This window comes from Thermogemmatispora sp., assembly GCF_042408735.1.
GTDB lineage: Bacteria > Chloroflexota > Ktedonobacteria > Ktedonobacterales > Ktedonobacteraceae > Thermogemmatispora.
In genome coordinates this window covers 73,141-92,642 of record NZ_JBHOQV010000198.1, presented here as the reverse complement: position 1 = coordinate 92,642, position 19,502 = coordinate 73,141, and the positions used below count along the sequence as shown (strand labels likewise).

Annotated in this window: 14 protein-coding genes; 5 read left to right on the top strand and 9 right to left on the bottom strand. The window is 60.7% G+C overall.

The genetic code is table 11. The features are described from left to right. Positions 1 to 25: 25 nt before the first annotated feature. The 6 genes from ACFMO7_RS21275 to ACFMO7_RS21250 form a co-directional block, all read right to left on the bottom strand. Positions 26 to 1,435 (bottom strand): amidase, encoded by a 1,410-nt coding sequence (locus ACFMO7_RS21275; RefSeq protein ID WP_376797488.1) that lies wholly within the window; start codon positions 1,433 to 1,435, stop codon positions 26 to 28. A gap of 262 nt (positions 1,436 to 1,697) precedes the next feature. Then, entirely contained in the window at positions 1,698 to 3,221 is a 1,524-nt protein-coding gene (gene gcvPB, locus ACFMO7_RS21270; protein ID WP_376797487.1) for an aminomethyl-transferring glycine dehydrogenase subunit GcvPB, read from the bottom strand. Beyond that, positions 3,218 to 4,573 (bottom strand): aminomethyl-transferring glycine dehydrogenase subunit GcvPA, encoded by a 1,356-nt coding sequence (gene gcvPA / locus ACFMO7_RS21265; protein ID WP_376797486.1) that lies wholly within the window; start codon positions 4,571 to 4,573, stop codon positions 3,218 to 3,220. The genes gcvPB and gcvPA overlap by 4 nt, the downstream gene beginning before the upstream one ends. Before the next feature lie 327 nt (positions 4,574 to 4,900). After that, entirely contained in the window at positions 4,901 to 5,287 is a 387-nt protein-coding gene (gene gcvH / locus ACFMO7_RS21260; protein WP_376797499.1) for a glycine cleavage system protein GcvH, read from the bottom strand. Between the two features lie 120 nt (positions 5,288 to 5,407). Continuing rightward, on the bottom strand, positions 5,408 to 6,568 hold the full coding sequence (gene gcvT, locus ACFMO7_RS21255) for a glycine cleavage system aminomethyltransferase GcvT (protein WP_376797485.1): 1,161 nt from the start codon (positions 6,566 to 6,568) through the stop codon (positions 5,408 to 5,410). A gap of 222 nt (positions 6,569 to 6,790) precedes the next feature. After that, positions 6,791 to 7,828: an ATP-binding cassette domain-containing protein gene (locus tag ACFMO7_RS21250; protein ID WP_376797484.1), complete on the bottom strand. Its 1,038-nt coding sequence runs from the start codon at positions 7,826 to 7,828 to the stop codon at positions 6,791 to 6,793. 384 nt (positions 7,829 to 8,212) lie between these two features. On the opposite strand from ACFMO7_RS21250, the gene ACFMO7_RS21245 reads away from it, so the two are divergent. From ACFMO7_RS21245 to ACFMO7_RS21230, 4 genes are all read left to right on the top strand, one after another. Then, on the top strand, positions 8,213 to 9,100 hold the full coding sequence (locus ACFMO7_RS21245) for an ABC transporter ATP-binding protein (RefSeq protein WP_376797483.1): 888 nt from the start codon (positions 8,213 to 8,215) through the stop codon (positions 9,098 to 9,100). A gap of 112 nt (positions 9,101 to 9,212) precedes the next feature. Beyond that, entirely contained in the window at positions 9,213 to 10,331 is a 1,119-nt protein-coding gene (locus ACFMO7_RS21240; protein ID WP_376797482.1) for an ABC transporter permease, read from the top strand. Between the two features lie 240 nt (positions 10,332 to 10,571). Next, the gene (locus tag ACFMO7_RS21235; RefSeq protein WP_376797481.1) at positions 10,572 to 13,262 is read left to right on the top strand and encodes an ATP-binding protein; all 2,691 of its coding nucleotides are present in this window, start codon (positions 10,572 to 10,574) and stop codon (positions 13,260 to 13,262) included. A gap of 447 nt (positions 13,263 to 13,709) precedes the next feature. Further along, positions 13,710 to 14,897 carry a tetratricopeptide repeat protein gene (locus tag ACFMO7_RS21230; protein WP_376797480.1) on the top strand — a complete coding sequence of 396 codons (1,188 nt, stop codon included), beginning with the start codon at positions 13,710 to 13,712 and terminating at the stop codon, positions 14,895 to 14,897. Between the two features lie 56 nt (positions 14,898 to 14,953). Here the strand turns inward: ACFMO7_RS21230 and queA are convergent, their stop codons facing one another. After that, entirely contained in the window at positions 14,954 to 16,129 is a 1,176-nt protein-coding gene (gene queA / locus ACFMO7_RS21225; RefSeq protein ID WP_376797479.1) for a tRNA preQ1(34) S-adenosylmethionine ribosyltransferase-isomerase QueA, read from the bottom strand. Positions 16,130 to 16,679: 550 nt separating this feature from the next. On the opposite strand from queA, the gene ACFMO7_RS21220 reads away from it, so the two are divergent. Beyond that, positions 16,680 to 16,994, top strand: coding sequence for a hypothetical protein (locus ACFMO7_RS21220; protein WP_376797478.1), 315 nt, complete (start codon positions 16,680 to 16,682; stop codon positions 16,992 to 16,994). 117 nt (positions 16,995 to 17,111) lie between these two features. Here ACFMO7_RS21220 and ACFMO7_RS21215 read toward each other — a convergent pair whose 3' ends face one another. Together ACFMO7_RS21215 and mobL are read right to left on the bottom strand one after the other, a co-directional pair. Further along, positions 17,112 to 18,908 carry a type IV secretory system conjugative DNA transfer family protein gene (locus tag ACFMO7_RS21215; RefSeq protein WP_376797477.1) on the bottom strand — a complete coding sequence of 599 codons (1,797 nt, stop codon included), beginning with the start codon at positions 18,906 to 18,908 and terminating at the stop codon, positions 17,112 to 17,114. Beyond that, positions 18,905 to 19,501, bottom strand: coding sequence for a relaxase MobL (gene mobL / locus ACFMO7_RS21210; protein ID WP_376797476.1), 597 nt, complete (start codon positions 19,499 to 19,501; stop codon positions 18,905 to 18,907). Before mobL ends, ACFMO7_RS21215 begins: the two co-directional genes overlap by 4 nt. Position 19,502 lies beyond the last annotated feature (1 nt).

Genomic DNA, 19,502 nt, shown 5'->3' with positions numbered 1-19,502 from the left:
TCTGCCTCTCTGCCTGCTGTGCTGGTCAGGGAATCTCTCGCCGGTGCCAGTCCGTCAGCTGCTGGTAGGCATGGGCGATTCTCAGAACGGTCGCTTCGTCAAAGGCATTGCCCACCACCTGAAGGCCGAGAGGGAGACCAGCCCGGCTGAAGCCACAGGGAAAAGCCACAACGGGTAAACCGGCCAGGTTGAAGGGCAGCGTGAGACGCAGAGAGGCGGTGGTGGCCTCTTCGCGCTCTCCCTCGATGCTAATCTCCTGATCGATCTGGGCGATGGGAATGGCTGGCATGGGTTGAGCGGGCAGCACAAGGGCATCAACGCGCTGCAGTACGGAGCGCAATTGCGTAGAGAAGGCCCGCCGCTCTTGCTGAGCGCGGAGATAGTCGATGGCACTGATCTGCTCCCCCTGCTGCAAACGGCGCAGAGTGAGAGGACCATAGAAGGCAGCGCGCTCGTTGAGCCAGCCGCGCTCTCGATGAGCAAAGGCCGCCTCGGGAAGCTGGATGGTGCGGAAGGTAGCGAGCGACGGTCGGCTGAGAGCCACTTCGCTGATCTGGGCCCCGGCCTCCTGGAAGATGAGAACCGCAGCGCGCCAGGCCGCACGCACCTCCGGATCGAGCGGCGCCACAAACTCCTCCGGCGGCAGCCCCAGCCGCAACCCCTGCAGCGAGAGCGGTCCACGCCCCTCCGGCCCCTCAATAAGGAGCGCCGACGAGCGCGAGGGAGGGCCAGAGACGCTCTCAGGATCGCGCGGGTCATAGCCCGCGATGGCGTCGAAAAGCACGGCGCAATCCTCGGCGCTGCGGCCCAGAGGCCCCACGTGGTCCAGCGAGCGCGAGAGAGGAATGACCCCATGACAGCTGACACGCCCATAGGTCGGCTTCAGCCCGGTGACGCCGCAACAGGCCGCCGGAATGCGGATCGAGCCGCCGGTATCTGTACCAATGGCCCCAGAGCACATGCCGGCAGCCACCGCCACGGCAGAGCCACCACTGGAGCCCCCCGGGACATGGTCACGCTGCCAGGGATTGCGCGTCGGCGGCGTGAAGACCCCCAGACCGAACTCATGGGTGTTGGTCTTGCCAATGATAATCGCCCCATGCCGCCGCAAGTGCTCCACCACGCTGGCATCCTCGGAAGCCACATAGTCAGCCAGCACCCGCGAGCCAGCGGTCAGAGGGACGCCACGCACAGCCACCAGGTCCTTGACAGCAATGGGAATCCCATGCAGAGGTCCCCGAAAGAAGCCGCGTCGCTGCTCACGCTCAGCCTCCTCGGCAGCCTCCAGAGCGGCATCACGCATCACGGTCACAAAAGCCTTCAGCTCGCCATCAAGCGCCTCGATACGCTCCAGGGCCTCGCTGACGAGTTCTCCAGGGGTCGTCATTCCAGAGCGGATATCATCCGCCAGCTCGCGAATGGATCGGTAGAGCATGCTTCCCTTTCACACTGCACGATGTACCCTTGCTTGCCTGGACAATGGGCAACTGGGCGGTTACGTCTTCCTCCTATTCTATCACGCCCCGACTACTGCCCCAGGCTCCAGTTCTCCAGACCAGAGACCAGGAAGGAGCAGGAAGAGTCCTTTTGCTCCCTCTGATCCCCTGGCCTGGGCAGCTTTGCCGGTCGAACCAGCTCAGCCAGGGATCCCCGCCGCCATGCAAGCACAGCGGCGGGTCGCTGATCGCAGCGCAGAATTAACTGACCGGACCCGACAATTGGCCAAGACCGTGAGTCGCTTCCTGTCCCGGCTTCCAGCGCAGATTAGGACGGCGCGCCGCCAGCGCCTGATCAAGCCGCCCGACCGGTGTAGTGTGAGGGGCCGTTTTGACAATCTCGGGATTGGTGCGCGCCTCCTCGGCAATCTGGCGCATGACCCTCACAAAGTAGTCAAGGGTCTCGCGCGTCTCGGTCTCCGTCGGTTCGATCATCAGCGCCTCATGGACAATCAGGGGGAAGTAGACCGTTGGAGCATACATGCCAAAGTCAAGCAGGCGCTTGGCAATGTCGTTGGCAGTGACACCGCTCTCTTGCTTTTGGCGCTGGGCCGTGGCCACAAACTCGTGCTGACAGAGCCGGACTTGAGGAAAAGCAATCTCGTAGTCGCTGGCCAGCTCGTGACGCAGATAGTTGGCGTTGAGAATGGCGCTCTGGGCGACGCGCAGCAGGCCGTCCGGCCCATAGGTGCGAATGTAGGCGTAAGCCCGCACAAGAACGCCGAAGTTGCCCGTGTTGGCGCGCACCTTGCCAATGGAGAGCGGCCCCGGATCAGCCCAGTAGTAGTTACCCTGCTCGTCTTTGGCTGGCAGCGGACCCGGCAAGAACGGGACCAGATGCTCTTTGACACCAATAGGGCCGGCGCCTGGCCCACCGCCACCGTGCGGCGTGCTACAGGTCTTGTGTAAATTGAAATGAACAACATCAAAGCCCATGTCGCCCGGGCGCGTGATCCCGAGGACCGCATTGGCGTTGGCTCCGTCGTAGTAGAGCTGGCCTCCGGCCTCGTGTACCAGGCGTGCGATCTCGACGGCGTTGCGGTCAAAGATACCGAGCGTGTTGGGATTGGTCAGCATGATGGCCGCTACCTGGTCACCCTGGCTGGCCAGCACAGAGCGCAGACGGTCCATATCGAGACCGCCGGTCGCCGGATCGGTCTTGATCTCGACAGCGCGATAGCCGGCCAGGGTAGCGCTGGCAGGATTAGTGCCGTGGGCGTTGTCGGGAATGAGCACCAGATTGCGATGGCCCTCCCCGCGGTGCTCGTGGTATGCCTTAATAAGCATCAGACCAGTCAACTCGCCGTGCGCTCCCGCAGAAGGCTGGAGCGTCACACGAGCCATCCCGGCGATCTCGGCCAGATACTGCTCTAGCTCGTACTGTAGCTGAATAGCCCCTTGCACGGTACTCTCGGGCTGGAGAGGATGGAGAGAGGCGAAGCCGGGCAAGGCGGCCATATCCTCATTCAACTTGGGGTTATACTTCATCGTGCAGGAGCCGAGCGGATAAAAGCCGGTATCGACCCCAAAGTTGCGCTGCGAGAGGTGGGTATAGTGACGCACAATCTCGATCTCGCTGACCTCGGGCAGCGGGGCAGGGTCCTGGCGCAGTAGATGGGGTGGCACCAGGCTCTCCAGTGGCTCGGCGGGCACATCCAGGGCCGGCAGCGTTGCGGCGCGCCGTCCCGGGGCCCCTTTCTCGAAAATCAGCGGCTCCACACTCATGCCGCCACCTCCTTCAGGGCCGCCACCAGGCGGTCGATATCAGCGCGAGTGCGCATCTCAGTCACGCAGAAGAGCATGTGATTGGCAAGCTCGGGATAGTCGCGGCCCAGGTCATAGCCGCCAATGATATCGTACCGCAGGAGGTGCTCCTGCAGGCGACCGGCCGGGACAGGGAGACGGATCACGAATTCGTCAAAGAAGGGACTATCGAAAGCGGGCGAGAAACCGGCCAGGGCCGCGATCTGGCGCTGAGCATAGTGAGCCTTCTGCAGACAGAGGGCGGCCAGCTCGCGCAAACCCTCCTTCCCCAGAGCAGCCAGATAGATCGTGGCGCCGACGGCCAGCAGCGACTGATTGGTACAGATATTGGAAGTTGCCCTCTCGCGACGAATATGCTGCTCGCGCGCCTGCAGCGTCAGGACATAGCCAGTCTGTTTGGCTCCCCCCTCTTCAACGGTCTGTCCGACCAGGCGCCCGGGCATCAGACGCAGAAAGCGCTCGCGGGCCGCCAGGAAGCCAAGGGCCGGTCCCCCGAAACTCATCGGGTTACCAAAACTCATCAGCTCGCCAACGGCAATGTCAGCCTTGTACTCCGCCGGTGAGGCCAGCAGACCGAACGAGGCAGGCTCGCTGGTGACGCTGATGAAGACAGCGCGACTGTGGCGGTGGATCAGCGGCTCGATAGCTTTGACATCTTCGATGCAGCCAAAGAAATTCGGTTGCTGGATGGCAACGGCGGCGGTCTCCGGTCCAATGGCGGCTTCGAGAGCGGCCAGCGAGGTGAGGCCGTTCTCCGTTGCTACTTCTCGGACACGGAAGCCGCGCGCCCGCCCGTAGGTACGCAGGACACGCCGATACTGGGGGTCAACGCCCGCCGAGACGAGCACCTCGCCCTGACCTCCTGGACCCAGGGCCATGAAGACGGCCTCGACCAGCGCGGTGGCGCCATCATAGAGCGAAGCATTGGCGATGTCCAGCCCAGTGAGCTGACAGACCATCGTCTGAAATTCGTAGATGGCCTGGAGCATGCCCTGGCTGACCTCGGGCTGATAGGGCGTGTAGGAGGTGACGAATTCAGAGCGACGCTGCAGGTGGGGCACCACACTGGGAACGGCATGCTCGTAGGTGCCAGCACCCAGAAAAGAGATAACCCGATCAAGGCTTTTGTTTCTGGCCGCCATCTCCATCATCAGCCGCTTCAGCTCCGGCTCGGCCAGAGCTGGAGGCAAATTGAGGGGACGGCGCAGGCGCACCTCCTCGGGCACTGGCTCTAATAAGTCTTCCATCGATTGTAAGCCCAGGCGCTCAAGCATGGCCTGCTGCTCCTGGGGCGTGTTCGGTATGTATCCCATCGTAGTCTTCATCTCCAGAACGGCGAACTGGAATCAGGCTCGGTCAGATCTGACGCTCGCTGGCTCACCCAAGCGACCACCGCCAGCCAGCGGCTGCTCAGCCCGCTGGCGTAGGACATCCAGACATCTGACCAATTGAGAGAGATGTGGCCCGCCAGCGCGCGGCGCCACTGTGGCTGCGCGCCCTCTTCGCCTCTCCCGGTGGCTGCCTGGGCAGGGAGAGGGCTGGTGAGCGGCAGATGGGCGGGAGAGAAGCTGCGGAGTAGCGGCATAGGCGGAGCGGGCCACGGCCAGGTAGTTAGCTAGCCAGTATAGAAGTAAGGGTAGTCAGCGCCCTTCGAGATAGGCAATGTATTGCTCAGCGCTCATCAGATCGTTCAATTCTGCTGGATTGCTCAGCTTGACTACCAGCATCCAGCCTTCCTCGTAAGGCTGCTCGTTGACCAGCTCAGGGTGATCCTTGAGCTTCTCGTTGACCTGCAGGACTTCGCCGCTGACCGGGGCCACCAGCTCCGAGGTAGCCTTCACCGACTCAATATCGCCAAACTTCTGATCGCGGCCAAGCTGCTGACCAGGCGCCAGGGGGATCTCGACATAGACGACATCGCCGAGCTGGTCCTGGGCGTAGTCCGTGATCCCAATAGTCGCCTGGTCGCCCTCGACGCGGACCCACTCATCGGTTTTGCTGTACTTGAGGTCAGCCGGATGATTCAGGCTCGCCATATCCTCTGTCTCCTTTTGCTCCTAGAGCATTTCTTTCTTGCAGTGTGTGCAGGTCAGCGTTCCCGCGTGCTGTGTCCCCGGCAATGAGCTGCCTGCTGCCGGCTCAGCGCGTCACTTGCGGCGCTTATAAAAGGGCAGAGTTACGAGGCGCGCGGCCAGGCGTCGATCGCCAATCTCGACCTGCACGAGGTGCTCGGGGAGGGCACGAGCCGCCTCAACATAGCCCATCCCGATGCTCTTGTTGAGCGTCGGGCTGGGGGCCCCACTGGTCACTACGCCGATGGCGCGCGGCTTCCCCTCGCTGTGCCCGCTTTCGCCGCTCTTATCGCTGCCATCATAGATAGTATAGCCGCCCCGAGGCACCCGGCGCTCCAGCATCTCCAGACCCATCAGCTTGCGCGCCGGCCCCTGCTCGCGGACCCGCAGCAGGGCCTCGCGGCCAATGAAGTCACCTTTTTCAAATTTTACCGTCCAGGCCAGGCCGGCTTCCAGAGGATTGGTTTGCTCGGTCAGCTCGTGCCCGTAGAGGCAATAGCCGGCCTCCAGGCGGAGGGTATCGCGTGCACCCAGCCCAGCGGGAAGCAGGCCATGCTCTTTGCCTGCCGCCAGCAGGCGCTCCCAGAGGAGAGGGGCCGTCTCCGCCTCACAGTAGAGTTCAAAGCCATCCTCGCCCGTATAGCCGGTGCGCGAGATCAGGCAGGTCTCCCCCGCGACCCTGCCCGGCAGGCAGCGATAATAGCGGATCGTCGTCAGCTCAACGGATGCCAGGGGCTGGAGAATGGCCTGGGCCGCCGGACCCTGCAGCGCCAGCAGGGCGGTCTCTGACGAGCGATCGATGATCTGGAGGTCCCTGAAGCGCCGGGCTTGCTCCCGCAGCCAGGCCAGGTCTTTGGCAATATTGGCCGCGTTGACAACGACCATGTAGCGCTCTTCCTCCAGACGATAGATGAGCAGGTCGTCGATGACGCCTCCCGTGGGCAGGCAAAGGGTCGTATAGAGCGCCTGGTTGATGGCGAGCCGCCCGACATCGTTGGGAACTACGTACTGGAGAAACGGCAGGGCCTCTGGACCTTCGACCTGGAACTCGCCCATGTGGCTGACGTCGAAAAGGCCAGCCTGGCTACGCACAGCCCGATGTTCCTCCAGAATGCTGCTGTATTGCAGCGGCATCTCCCAGCCCCCAAATTCGACCATGCGCGCCCCCAAGGCCCGGTGCTGCTCATAGAGCGGAGTGCGTTTGAGAGGAGCTGCTGCGGCATGCTCTGCTGTCATCGTTGACTCCTTGGCAAGGGTTCGAGGCTTGGCTTGGTGTGCCTGTACGATTGACGACGCTTCCACTATAACAGATTTTGCTGACAGCGTCGAATCGCCTGCCCCCGACCCCGGGCCGCCGCTCCCCCCACCGGCCCGGCAGAGGCAGACAGACTACCAGGCAGTCAGACAGGCAACCAGTTCGAGGCGACCGCAGGCGGCGTGGCACCTTATGGATCAGCCTCAATAGTCCAGCAGGCTCTGCAGCTCTTTCTCTGATTGCTTGCTGAGGGGAATCATGCTTTCCTGGGGATCATCAAGCTGGAGCGTGTAGCTGTTGCGCGTGAATTGGATGATGGCCTTGATATGCTGCAGGTTTACGAGGTAGGCGCGATGAGCCTTAAAGAAACCGCGTCCGCTGAGGCGCTGCTCCAGCTCCTGCAGGGTAAGATTGGTGGTGGCCTCTTCGCCGGAGACGGTACGCAGAACGGTTCGTCCGTCGCGGCTGGTGGCATAGAGAACCTCCGCAGGATCGTAGAGCATAATGCGATCTTCGCGGCGGGCGGTGATCTTATAGGGGACGTAGCGGGTCGGCGCGGTGGGATTCTCTGGCACCTGGCCTGCCTCCTCGGCGTGGTGTGCCGCATAGCTATAGTCGCCGCTGACACGTCCAGCCTCCAGCTCGACGACGCGCGTGCAGAATTTGCCGGCCCAGGCGAGATCCCTGGCAGAGAGCAGCACAGCGCTACCCTGGGCAGCCAGTTCCTGGATCAGGCGAGAGAAGAGCTGGGCCGTGTCCCAATCGACGCGCTCTACCGGTTCATCAAGCAGCGCCAGAGCCGGCTGTAGCAGCTGCAGATGGGCAAAGGAGAGCCGCCGTTTGGCCGAGGGCGAGAGCTGGCTGATCGGTTGTCGGGCCTGATCGCTCAGCCCAACTGCCGCCAGTACCTCATCGATGCGACGAGAGGGAAGAGCGTGCAGAGAGCAAAAGAAGGCCAGAAACTGCCGTGGGTTCAGACGCTCGTAGAGCAGGTCCTCCGCGAAGAGCAAGGCGACCCTGGCCCGCGCTCGACGATCGCGCAAGAGATCGCGCCCGTCCAGCATGACGCTGCCCCCGCTGGGCTTAAGCTGGCCAGCCAGCAGGCGCAGCAAGAGGGTTTTGCCACAGCCCGAGGGACCAACCAGTGCCACTATTTCCCCACCAGCAATACGCAGATGGGGAACAGAAAGCACGGTTCGCCCCTCAAAGGTCTTCTCCAGCCGGCAAATATCTAACTGCATGCTTCACTCTCCTCATCGCGCGCGGGCTATCGTCTCGCGTCCGCATCAAGCCAAGCTGAGCAATAACATTTCTCGCAAATCATTATATAGGAGAGCCGGTCTGGATAGAAAGAGCAGGTCGAGACCACCCGGCTACACCTTTTGCCCGGCAGAGGATACTCCACTCATCCTGGCTTTCGCTCCTCTCAGCCCCAATTGCTGAGCACTCAACCCGTCAGAAGAGCCGCTTAAGGCTCGCAGGGCGCCAACCAACCTTTTTTTGTAGCGCCAGGCCCTGGCAGATGCTACAGTCAGCTTAGAGCCAACGGCCAGGCGAGAGACCCTGACCAGATAGTCAGCAATACAGTTAATAGAGTCAATAGATAATAAAAAGGAGAGGAGAATATGGGACAGTTATCTGAGCCGGAGCTGATGATCGAAACTCACCAGCTTCGACGCACTTTCGGCCAATGTCAGGCCGTTGCCGATCTCAGCTTCAGCGTCAGGCGTGGGGAGATCTTTGGTCTGCTTGGCCCCAACGGGGCCGGCAAGACCACCACCATCCGCCTCCTCAGCGGGCAGATTATCCCCGATAGTGGGTGGGCCCGCGTGGCCGGCTGCGATGTCACCCGCGACCGTCTCCGCTTCAAGCAGCGCATCGGCGTCGTTTTCGAGGAGCAGAACCTGTATGAACGGCTTTCCGCCCGCACCAACCTGCGCTTCTCCTGCTGGCTCTACGGCCTGCCCGAAAAGCGTATCGACGAAGTGCTCACCTTAGTCGATCTGCGCGACCGGGCCAGTGAGCCGGTAGGGAAGTTCTCTCAGGGACTCAAGCAGCGCCTCCTCATCGCCCGTGCTTTGCTCCATCGGCCCGCCGTGCTTTTCCTTGACGAGCCGGGCCGTGGCCTTGATCCCATCTCGGCCCATACCGTGCGTCAGGTAGTGCAGCGTCTGAGCGAGGAAGGCATGACAATCCTGCTCACCACCCACCTGATGGAAGAGGCCGACCAGCTTTGCCAGCGCGTTGCCTTCATCGTCAACGGGCGTCTGGTCGCCAACGATAGCCCGCGCCATTTGAAACTGAGGCATGGCAAGCGTCTGCTGCAGGTCACTCTAGAAGAGCCAGACGGTCAAAGCCAGCGCCTGCATGACGTCATCCTCAAGCTAGACGATGCCCAGGACCAGCAACAACTGGCGTGCTGGCTGAGCGAAGGAAGAGTGCGCGCCCTCCATACAAAGGAGGCCAGCCTGGAAGAGGTCTTCTTCCAGCTCGCTGGTGTAGCGCTCTCTTGAACAGTCGCCTTCCTCCTTCACTGGCGCCAGCCAGTATCTGAGGGATGGAGGCCCATCAAATCGATCGAGCTTGCCTCTTTCAGCCAGAAGAGAAGAAGAAAGGATTAGGACCATGCATCTGCGCAGCATCCTGGCCATTGCCCGCAAGGACCTCATCGACACTGTGCAGAACAAAGCGGCCCTGGTGGTGCTGCTCCTGCCCATCTTCATGGCCGTACTCTTCAGCTTCATCAACAGCCTCATCAGTGGAGCACCAACGCGCCTGCTTATCTACAACCCGGCCCACTCGCCGGTTGAGCGCCTCGTCAGCGCCGCCTTCTCTGGATCCACGATCACGCACGCAGCGAGTGCCGCTGAGGTTGAGACAGCTTTTGGTCCTGATGGGACGCATAAGCAGTCGGCCTATGCCCTCGGCCTGATCGTCCCTCCCAACTTTGAGAGCGACCTGCGCGCAGGCCGCCACCCGCAGCTACAGCTCTTCATCAACGGCGATAACCTCGGTACGAGCCAGCGCGCCCTGCTCACCCAGGCCCTGATCGACTATGGGCGTCAGGTTGTCAACCCCGAGCCACCGCTTGCCGTCCTCACCAGCACCATTAATCCACCTCAGCCGAACACCTTCAGCGAGAACAGCAAAGCCTTTTTCATCATGTATGTGCTTGTCATGACCATCATGAACGCCACGGGCATCGTGCCGGGCCTGATCATCGAAGAGAAGGAAAAGAAGACCCTGCGGATGTTGCTGGTTTCACCGCTCTCCTTTGGCGACATCATTGCTGGCAAGCTCCTGCTTGGCCTGGCCTATCAGGTCCTGCTGCTGACCATCGTCTTCCTCATCATGCAAGGCTTCACCGGCAACCTGCCCTGGCTGTTGCTCTTCCTACTGATCGGGGCCTGCCTCACCAATGCTCTTGGTCTGCTCCTCGGCTGTCTGTTCAACACAGTCTCGGCCGCGGGGGCGGCCCAGGGGATCATCACCTTTTTCTTCATTGTACCGGCGCTTTTCGTCGGGCCGCTGGAACAGTTGGTTGGGGGCCAGTCCTTCATGACTATCATCAAGGCCATTCCGATCTACTACCTGGCCGATGGCATCTACAAGGCGCTGACCAGCCAGGCCCCAGCCAGTCTCATGTTGACCGACATGGGCATCGTGGGCGGAACCACCTTGCTCTTCTGCCTCCTGGCCGTCTGGAGCCTGCGCCGGCAGGCGATGGTGGTCAGCAGCATCTGACCCCTTGGCCGCCAGCGGCAGTCGGAGCGGGTCGATCCGCTCCTCCAGCCCAGCCTCCCGGCTCCCTCAGAGGCCCCAGCCTAATGACAACGAACGCAGCTTGTGATATCCTGTCTCGCGACAGGACGAGCACGAGCACAGCAGAGCTTCTCAGCGGCGGCGAGCGGGCGGGCGCGCAGTTCGTCGGCCCGCGCTCCGCCTTGCCCGCGCGCCTCTGGAGCCGAAACAGGAGAACAACCCATGCCGACAGCAATCTGGGGGGAGCCGGAGCCAGAACGCAACGAGGCTTATCCACTAGCTACCCTGAAGCAGCTAGTTCACCAAATGATGGTGCATTTCGCTGCTCAAGGGGCCTGCCTGGCACTGTACGACGCTTTGCCGGGACAGATGGTGATCAGGCTCCATGTGCGCCTGCGCAACGGTGGCGCAGGGGGCCTGCCTGGCCTGGGCCAGAGCGGCGCCGAGGGTGTTCATCGCGTCGGCAGGCGAACAACTATCAACCTGCAAGATCCTTCCTCCTCAGCCGTGGGGCGCCTGAAGCGCACCCCCGGGGCTCAGGACGAGCTGGAAGACGTGCCCCCGCTGCCAGGAAGCCTTTTCCCAGTGGGCAGCCGCTACGCACCAGGCCAGGACCTGATCGGCTACACCTGGCGTGAGAACCGCTCTTGTATCATGGAGCATGAAAGCTATATCTATGCCTTCCATGGACAGCGCAAGACGCCGCTCTCCCTCGACCTGAGACCCTACTGGTATTTCGCCGCCCCCATTCAAGAGCCGGTGCTCGCTCACGAAGAGAGCGGCCAGCGTCCGACGGCCCAGCCCCAGGTCTTAGGGGTCGTGGTCCTCTACAAGCTGGTCCCCTCGCCTGGCTTCGACCTCAAACAGCGCCAGGAGATCCACACTTTCACCGAGCGCATGGCCCTCTATCTGGAGAACCACCGCCTGCGCCAGATCCAGCGTCGCACCAGCGAGCACTTGCAGTCGCTGCAGCAGCTCAGCGCCATCTTCCCCTCGACCGTCAATCTGGCCTACCTGCTCGAGCAGGTCTATCAGTTCACGCGGCGTATCGTCGACGTCTCGGCCATGCTGGTCACCCTCTACGATCGCGATACGCGCATGATCTACGATGTCTATGCTGTACGCGATGGCAAGCCCGTTGAGGGCCTGCCCACCGAATCGGTCGAACCGCGCACCCGCCGACAGTGGTGGCGCGTCACCCAGGAGGAGAAGCGAACCCTGCTGCTCAGTCCCGCCCATCTGCGCCAGCATGAATACGACGAGCTGCTCCAGGGGGTCTGGGGCGATCAGCGCCAGGCCGAGTCGTTTCTGCTCCTGCCCATGAAAATGTTCAACCGCGTCATCGGCTCGGTCAGCCTGGCCAGCGCGCAGCCCAATGCCTACCGGCACGAGGATATCCAGGTACTGGAGACCATGGTCCAGATCATCACCGTCGGCATCGAGAATGCCCGCCTCTACGAGCGCTCACGGCGCCTGCTGCGCAAGGCCCGGCAGCGCGAAGAGTCGCTGGCAGCCATGAACAGCGCCCTCCAGTCCATTAGCCTCGTGCTCAACTTGCGCGAGATGCTCGACAACTTCGTACGCGCCGTGGCCAATCTTGTCGAAGCGGAGATCAGCGTCTTCTTCCAGTTAGCGCCTGACGGCCAGGAGCTAATCGCTCAGGCCATCTACGCCCGCAGCCACAAAGGGGCCAGCAACGAGGCGCTTTCCTTCATGCAGGCCGACAGCGAGAAGGAGCGGGCCTTGATCGAAATGATTCGCCTGCCCTTCAAGGGGTCTCTCTTGGAGCGGATGGCGAGCGAAGGGGCCTTCTTCTACCTGGATGCCGGCCTGGCTGAGGAGTTAGCCCAAACGGCCAGCGAGGGGGGAGCGATCTTCCTGCGCGAGACCCAGATTCAGCGCATGCTCATGATTCCGGTCCAGTACCAGACCGAGCTAATCGGCCTGTTGGCCCTACACACGCCGCGTCAGGACCGCGTCTTTCAGCCTGAAGAGATCGGCATGCTGCTGGCACTCTGCGGCCAGGCCGCCAGCGCCATCCGCAACGCCCAGCTTTTCGAGCAGATCCAGGAGGCCAATGCCGAGCTGCAGCGCATGAACACGCTCAAGGACGAGTTTATTGTGACCGCCTCCCATGAGCTACGCACGCCACTGAGCGCCATCAGCGGCTACGCCTCCCTGCTCAAGCGCCAAAGCGCGCGCGCCACGCCCCAGCAGATCCTGCGCTTTGCCAGCAAGATTGCCGCCTCCGCTCAACAGCTCAGCGCCCTGGTAGCCAACATGACCGAGGCCGCCAACATGGACGCCCTGGGGCGCAAGCTGGAGCTGCATCCTGGCCCTGTCGAGCTGCGCACCGCCGTGCAGATGGCAGTCAGCATCCTGAGCATCAACATCGAGCAGGAGATCCTGGTCAACGTCCCAGAGGGTATCTGGCTCCACTGCGATCCTCAACTGCTGCGCCAGGTCCTGACCAACCTGCTCGACAACGCCGCCAAATACTCCCCGCCAGAGAGCCAGATCGAGATCCGCGTGCGCGAGATGACGCTCGGCGAGGTGCCGCTCCCCGAAGAACAGGTCGATCACGAGGCCCTGATTGAGAAAGGGGCCGATCTACCAGTGGCGGTGGTGAGCGTCTGCGACCAGGGTGAAGGCATTCTGCCCGAAGAGCAGCACAAGATCTTCGAGAAGTTCGTTCGCGCCTCTCGGACGCTGACAACGCCCGTGCGAGGGTCCGGTCTGGGACTCTACATCTGTCGCCGCTTTATCGAGGCGATGGGGGGCAAGCTCTGGCTGGAGCGCAGCGTGCCCGGCGAAGGCTCCGTCTTTAGCTTTTATCTGCCTCGCACCAGTCCGCCGCCCGAAGCCCACGAACAGGAAGAAGAGGCGGCCAGCGACCACGAGGAGCCTGCCTGAGGCAGAGATTGGCGATGATGATCGGCCATCGCTGAGATGATAATCGACCTCCTGGCCTGCAAGTCCATGGCCCGCAACGACCGGGAGGCGAGACCACCGGGACTGCAGGGCAAGGAGCGTCTGCGCAGTTTCGCTCGCTGGACCTCTTGACTCTCTTGATGGACGGTAGCACGCTCTGCCGCAGGCGGGCCGCACGGCTAGAGCGGCGCCGTTACCCCCTCAGCATAGATCAGCCGGCCAGCGCCTTCTCTCTCAAGGTCAATGGGCTGACGCCCGAGCCTCGCCCGGCCGAGGCTGTCCAGCAGCTCCCAGCGCCTTTCCGCTCACTCTCTCCATGATCGTCAATCTTTGATAACACCGTCTCTCTCCCCCATCCTCTGTTGCCATGTTACCTACAATAATATATGAAAGACAAGAGAGAGCCAATGCTGATCGGGAGCGGCCCATATGAACCCATCCAGCATGTTTACCGACCTAGGTATCTTCGTAACATTTTCAAGTATAATACCGGTTTATCACCTTATCTATCGCTTCCTGCATATTGCCCCGTTTTTGCAAGGAGAGGGGCCAGATCTGCCGACCAGCCCCAGAAGGCAGGTTCAAGACGAGAGGCCAGAACCCAGGGTCGAGGCTGCCGCGCTGGCGCAGCGAGGCAGCATGTATCTGCGCCGGGGCCAGCCTCAGCGAGCCATCGAGCTGTACAGCCGCGCACTGGCCCTCGCTGGCGGAGAGGCCACCCTCTATCTACGGCGCGGAGAAGCCTGCTATCAGGCTGGCCAGTATCAGCAGGCCCTGAGCGACTGCGAAGCAGCCCTTCATCTTGAGCCGGCACTGGCCGAGGCTCATTATTTGCGTGGGCGCGCCTGCTCACGCCTGGCGGCGTATCAGCAGGCCCTGGTGAGCTACACGCAGGCTCTGGAACTTGGTCCGCAACTGGCCGCCGCCATTTATCCAGAGCGGGCCGCTCTCTATCTGCGGCTCAAAGATCACCGCGCGGCCCTTCATGACTACTGTCGGGCCTTGGAGCATAGTCCTCACGAGGCCTCGCTTGTTTTCCAGCGAGCCTTAGTCTACTTGCAGCTGCGCGAACCGCGCCGGGCCATAGCTGACCTCAACAGTGTGCTGCAAGCCCGCCCCAATTTCGCCTGCGCCTATCACTACCGCGCCCTGGCTTTCCTCTACCTGCAGAATCTGGCGCGAGCGCGCCAGGACTGCCAGCGGGCTACCACCCTCAACCCAATGCATATCGACCACGGTTGGCTGGCCTGCTGGGTGATGCTCTGCGAAGAGCGCCCCGATGCGCGCCTGGCCGGGCGCCTGGAGGCCCTGGCTCGCACGGCGCCAGAGCAGCCAGTAGCCCTGCTCTGCCAGGCGGTCAGCGCCTGGATACGCGGCGAGCAGGAGGTGGCCCAGGCCGCTCTCAGGGGAGCCCAGGCTGCCCTCGGGACCGATGAGCACTGGGGAGTCTTCTTCTGGCAGGCCGTCATCTGGGCTACCCTGGGACGAGAGAGCGAGGCCCACCAGGCTTTCCGCGAGGCCCTGATGCACGGACTCCCCTTGCCGCTGCTTTCTCCCCTGCGCTGGGCCAATCCGGGCCTCTACGCCCACTACGCGCGCGCCCTGCTGGAAGCCTGAACAAATCGACTAGCCAGCCAGCCAGCCGGTCAGATAATCAGCCGGGCCGCTAGAGGCTAAATCAGGAGCATCGCATCCCCAAAGCTGTAGAAGCGATACCGCTCACGAATAGCCTCCTGATAGGCTTTTTCAATGAGGGCCTTGCCAGCGAAGGCGCTGACCAGGAGAATCAGCGTCGAGCGCGGCAAATGGAAATTGGTGATCAGGGCATCCACCACCTTAAAACGATAGCCGGGAGTAATGAAGAGGCTGGTATGGCCATGATAGGCCCGCACCTGGCCACCGAAGAGGCTGGCAACGCTCTCCAGCACGCGCACCGAGGTCGTACCCACGGCAACCACTCTTCCACCCGTCCGTCGCGTCTCATTGACCAGCTCGGCTGTGGCCTCGTCGATATCGATCTCCTCGCTGTGCATCTTGTGGTCGCGCACATCCTCGACATCGACCGGGCGGAAGGTATCGAGGCCGACATGCAGGGTCACAAAGCCGACGCGCACTCCCTGGGTCCGCAGACGCTCGAGCAGCTCCGGCGTGAAATGGAGTCCAGCCGTTGGGGCCGCCGCCGAACCAGCAATGCGCGCGTAGACGGTCTGATAGCGCTCAGGATTCGTCAGCGGCTCATGAATATAGGGCGGCAAAGGCATGCGCCCTATCTCCTCGATAAGCCGGGCAACCGCCGGCGGCTCGCTCTGAGCCTGAGCATGGAGAGCCAGGAACTCAGGTGTCAGCTCGAAGCGGATAAAACGGCCCCCCGCCTCGGTACGACCCAGCACCTCGCCCTGCAGGCGCGGCGGCAGCCCAGCCATCCGATCTTCGCCGAAGAGGATGCGCGCCCCTTCGCGCAGACGCCGCCCGGGCCTGACCAGAGCCTCCCAGGTGTCCGCGCCCAGGTCGGCCCGCTGGGCCAGCAGCAGCACCTCAACCGCTCCGCCGGTCTTCTCACGCCTGCCAAGCAGACGCGCAGGGATCACGCGGCTCTGGTTGGCGATCAGCAGATCGCCCGCCCGCAGATAGTCGCCAATATCGCGAAAGTGGCGGTGCTCCAGGGTCCCCGTGGCCCGATGGACCACGAGCAAGCGCGAGGCATCGCGCGGCTCTATTGGCCGCTGGGCGATTAGCTCCGGCGGCAGCTCGTAGTCGTAGTCGCTGATCCGATAAGAAAGGCCGTCTCGCTCCCGAACCTCTTCCTCTGCCGGCTGTCGATTCTCGAAAGCCGATGGATCATCTTGCATTGCTCATCAACCCATTCCTATTCTTTTTCTCTTTTTATTTATATTCTTAAGCGGCTGGCAGGTTTTAACCCTTAAGTGGCTGGCAGGCTCCTCATCCTCTGTTGCTATCAGCAGGGGCATCAAGAGTATCTGGCGCACCTGCGCCTGCCATCAGAGCCGAAACCTATGATAGCACGTTCGGACCATCGGAGAAAGCTGAGCCTTGCCAGAGGCCGATCCCGGCTCTCCATGACAACCTGTCCAAAAGGACAGTTTTTGCCCCCAAGAGCCACCAGAGGAACGGTCTGAGGAATGCCTCCTTCTCTCAGAGTTGTTTTACGTAGATAGGATATGAAGAGAGTGTCTCGCAACCACAGCGCCCCAGAGTCTATGGAACAGGCAAAGAGATCTCTTCTGTGGATGCGAGTGCCTTGCCACACGACCTCTTCTCACAGACTATCCACACTATCACCGATCCAGAGATCAGGAGAGCGCTTCGCTCTTCTATTCAAATTATATACATAGTTTTTGATTTTTGTATCTATTGGGAGTAAGTGGAACAGGAAGGATAATGCAGCATCAAGATCCCCGACTATCAGAACTACGTACGGCAGATGAGGAGAAGACGAGCCGGCCCTACGAGGAGGGAGAGCGCAAGGCTCATGGTGACGAGTGGAAGAGGCAGGTAGGGCGAAACATTGCTCTTCCCGCAGTGGAGCTACGCCCATCGCCTGCCGGCAACTCAAATGGGAGCCAGCATGGTCAGTCGGCGTCTATCATCGAGACCAACAAATGGCTCGTTTTTGTTATTCTTGCCATTGGCGTCTTTATGGCCACCCTGGATGGATCGATCGTCAAGACGAGCTATACAGATTGGCTATTGTGATCAAACCCAGCTTCTTGCCCTCGTCCGTCAACTGATGAAACGTTGATTGCGCCTGCATAGGCAACTTTCCTGGCAGATCTCCATGATAGGCAGTCATGGAGATCTGCCAGGAACCTTCTAGTCTGGTGAAAAGCGCCTGTCCACTTCTGGAGAGACCTGAGAAGACGGCTCCGGCAGGGACTCTTGATGAGACATGGACCCATCAGGAGATACTCCAGTCATGGAGGCTTGTAAAGAAGGGAAAGGCCAACCAGCTAGCCGCTTAAGGCGACTGCGATAGTAAGGCCTCAGCCTTACTCGTATTGGTGGTAGTCCCTCCGAGAAGCAGATAGCTTCCTTCATTGTCCGCAGTTCTGCTGGCAGAATCAGCCACCTGCCTATTTCCTGTTCTCCCTCACTGTCAGAGGAGCTGCCACGGCTCACGCTTCTCGCAATGGCAGTAGTTTGACCAATTCTCTCAGCATAGACCTTTGCTTCTTCATGCCCAACCCCAGGGAGAATGATATGGGTCGCAGCATTGGCGAGGATAGTTTCACGGATCTCCTTTCCATAGAGACTGTCTAAGTGGGCAAAGTTCTGGACGGTGATGAATAGCCCTACCCCAGTTGAGCGCAGCATTGTGACATACTGCCCGATGTGTGGCACTTTCCCTGCGTTGGCAAACTCATCGAGATAGCAGGTGACGCCCCTCGGCAGTTTCCCACTCGCTTGTTTACTAGCTTGTTTCAATATAGTAGCGAACATTTGCGTCAGAAGGCAGGCGGAAAGAGGCTGCAATCGCTCTGCCTCGGTAGCGGGAATGCTCATATAGAGAGCAATGTTCCGCTCAGTCATAGCTACAAAATCAAGGTCATTGCTTGCAGTGAGGGTACGAAGCCGAGGGTCGGAGAGCCAAAAGAACCGACTGGCAAGATCAGTCATTACTCCTGCAGCGGTTTTCTCACTCAGCTCCAGACTCTTTAAAAATGTTCTTACTATAGCACGAGCGTTAGCAGAAGGGCTTGTAAGAAGAGTTTTTTGCAGTTCTTCAAAAGAGGAACCGCAGAGCAGGTCTACAAGGCTTGCAAGGGGTGGCACCTCTGGAGTGCTATGTCGCAAGTGAAGCACCGCCGCGGTGATCATGAGGTAGGCACAGCGATCCCAAAACGGGTCATTGCTCAGGCCTGTATTCTGTACCCAGCAGAGAGCAAACGTCTCTGCATCCTCCATTGAGGAGATCCAGGCCAGTGGGTTGTATCGGTGGCTCAAAGAAGCGGTAGGGGCAAACACCCAAACCGTCATACGCTGGGAAATCACTCCCGCTGTCAGTCTGACCAGCTCGCTTTTAGGATCAATGATGAAAAGGGAGCGTTGACCACGCTCCGACAGAAGTGCCGGAATGATCAGCCCTGCTGTCTTGCCTGCTCCTGTGGGACCAATGACAATAACGTGCCTCTCTAGCTGCCGCTCTTTCAAGGTCAGTTTGACCCATCCCCGGTATCCTAGTGGGAGCTGGCTCTCTCGACGGGCTTTGCGCGTCCACGGGAGGTAAGCCACAAGAGAACGAGCCTCCCAGAGCGTCGCCCAGTGAGCAGAGCCATGCACCCTAGAGGTCCTCAGCATCCTTCCTGATCGCCAGGGAAGCTGAAGGAGAAGGGCCACAAGGGCAAAGCTCATGAGGAGAGCTAGCTCCTGCGTCCTTCTTTGCAGGGTGGGATCGCTTTCATAGGCTACCCACCGAGCTGGCAGCCCGATGTTCCACCATTGCGCCCAGGCTACTCCTAGCGACTGCCTTCCCCAGTCAGGTAGGTACACGGTGAGGAAGGCAAGAGAGAGCAGAGCACTACGATAGGCAAGATCCAGCAGTCCCAATTGCCAGATGGCAATCAATGCTACCGTGAACAGTGCAAGGAAAGCCAGTAGCCAGGTTTTCATCGTCCCACCTCCCGCGACGTCTTTCTTTTCTCTCGGATCTGCCTAGTAAAGGCCTGCATCTCTGCCTCTTCTTGTTCCAGCTCCTTGAGGATCTGTCGAGCGATGGTTTGTTCCCGGACACTGAGATCGGAAGTACTATGTTCATGAGCGCATGTCTTCAGAAAGCTCAGATCCTGTCTCGATACCCTTACCGCCTTTGCTCTTCCTGCAGAATCCTCTCCACTGCCAGCTACCACTACATGAACGTGAGGATTGTCAGTATTGCGATGGATAGTTGCATACCAGTGAAGCGACTGATGCTTGTATGTTTCCCATTCACTCATAACGGCGCGAGTCCACTGTTGCCAATCACTAATGTATTCCTCACACGACGGCGAGAGAACCAGCTTGTGAAAACCTACCTCTGATTGGTGTTGGAGAATCTCCTCATACGCCTCTTTGATAGGGACACTACTGCGGTCCTTAGAGAAGAGGGAGCGATCTATTCGTTTTTCCTCTGGTGAGCGGGGTCGGTACACTAGATACTTTAAGTGACTTTTCAGCTTCGCTTGCACAGCTTTCCCCTTTACAAATCCAGTTGCCACGACGATCATC

Bases quoted from the DNA above. Each gene is read 5' to 3' on its own strand.
- ACFMO7_RS21275 (WP_376797488.1), bottom strand. From the start codon at position 1,435: ATGCTCTACCGATCCATTCGCGAGCTGGCGGATGATATCCGCTCTGGA.
- gcvPB (WP_376797487.1), bottom strand. From the start codon at position 3,221: ATGAGTGTGGAGCCGCTGATTTTCGAGAAAGGGGCCCCGGGACGGCGC.
- gcvPA (WP_376797486.1), bottom strand. From the start codon at position 4,573: ATGGGATACATACCGAACACGCCCCAGGAGCAGCAGGCCATGCTTGAG.
- gcvT (WP_376797485.1), bottom strand. From the start codon at position 6,568: ATGACAGCAGAGCATGCCGCAGCAGCTCCTCTCAAACGCACTCCGCTC.
- ACFMO7_RS21250 (WP_376797484.1), bottom strand. From the start codon at position 7,828: ATGCAGTTAGATATTTGCCGGCTGGAGAAGACCTTTGAGGGGCGAACC.
- ACFMO7_RS21245 (WP_376797483.1), top strand. From the start codon at position 8,213: ATGGGACAGTTATCTGAGCCGGAGCTGATGATCGAAACTCACCAGCTT.
- ACFMO7_RS21240 (WP_376797482.1), top strand. From the start codon at position 9,213: ATGCATCTGCGCAGCATCCTGGCCATTGCCCGCAAGGACCTCATCGAC.
- ACFMO7_RS21235 (WP_376797481.1), top strand. From the start codon at position 10,572: ATGCCGACAGCAATCTGGGGGGAGCCGGAGCCAGAACGCAACGAGGCT.
- ACFMO7_RS21230 (WP_376797480.1), top strand. From the start codon at position 13,710: ATGAACCCATCCAGCATGTTTACCGACCTAGGTATCTTCGTAACATTT.
- queA (WP_376797479.1), bottom strand. From the start codon at position 16,129: ATGCAAGATGATCCATCGGCTTTCGAGAATCGACAGCCGGCAGAGGAA.
- ACFMO7_RS21220 (WP_376797478.1), top strand. From the start codon at position 16,680: ATGCAGCATCAAGATCCCCGACTATCAGAACTACGTACGGCAGATGAG.
- ACFMO7_RS21215 (WP_376797477.1), bottom strand. From the start codon at position 18,908: ATGAAAACCTGGCTACTGGCTTTCCTTGCACTGTTCACGGTAGCATTG.
- mobL (WP_376797476.1), bottom strand. From the start codon at position 19,501: ATGATCGTCGTGGCAACTGGATTTGTAAAGGGGAAAGCTGTGCAAGCG.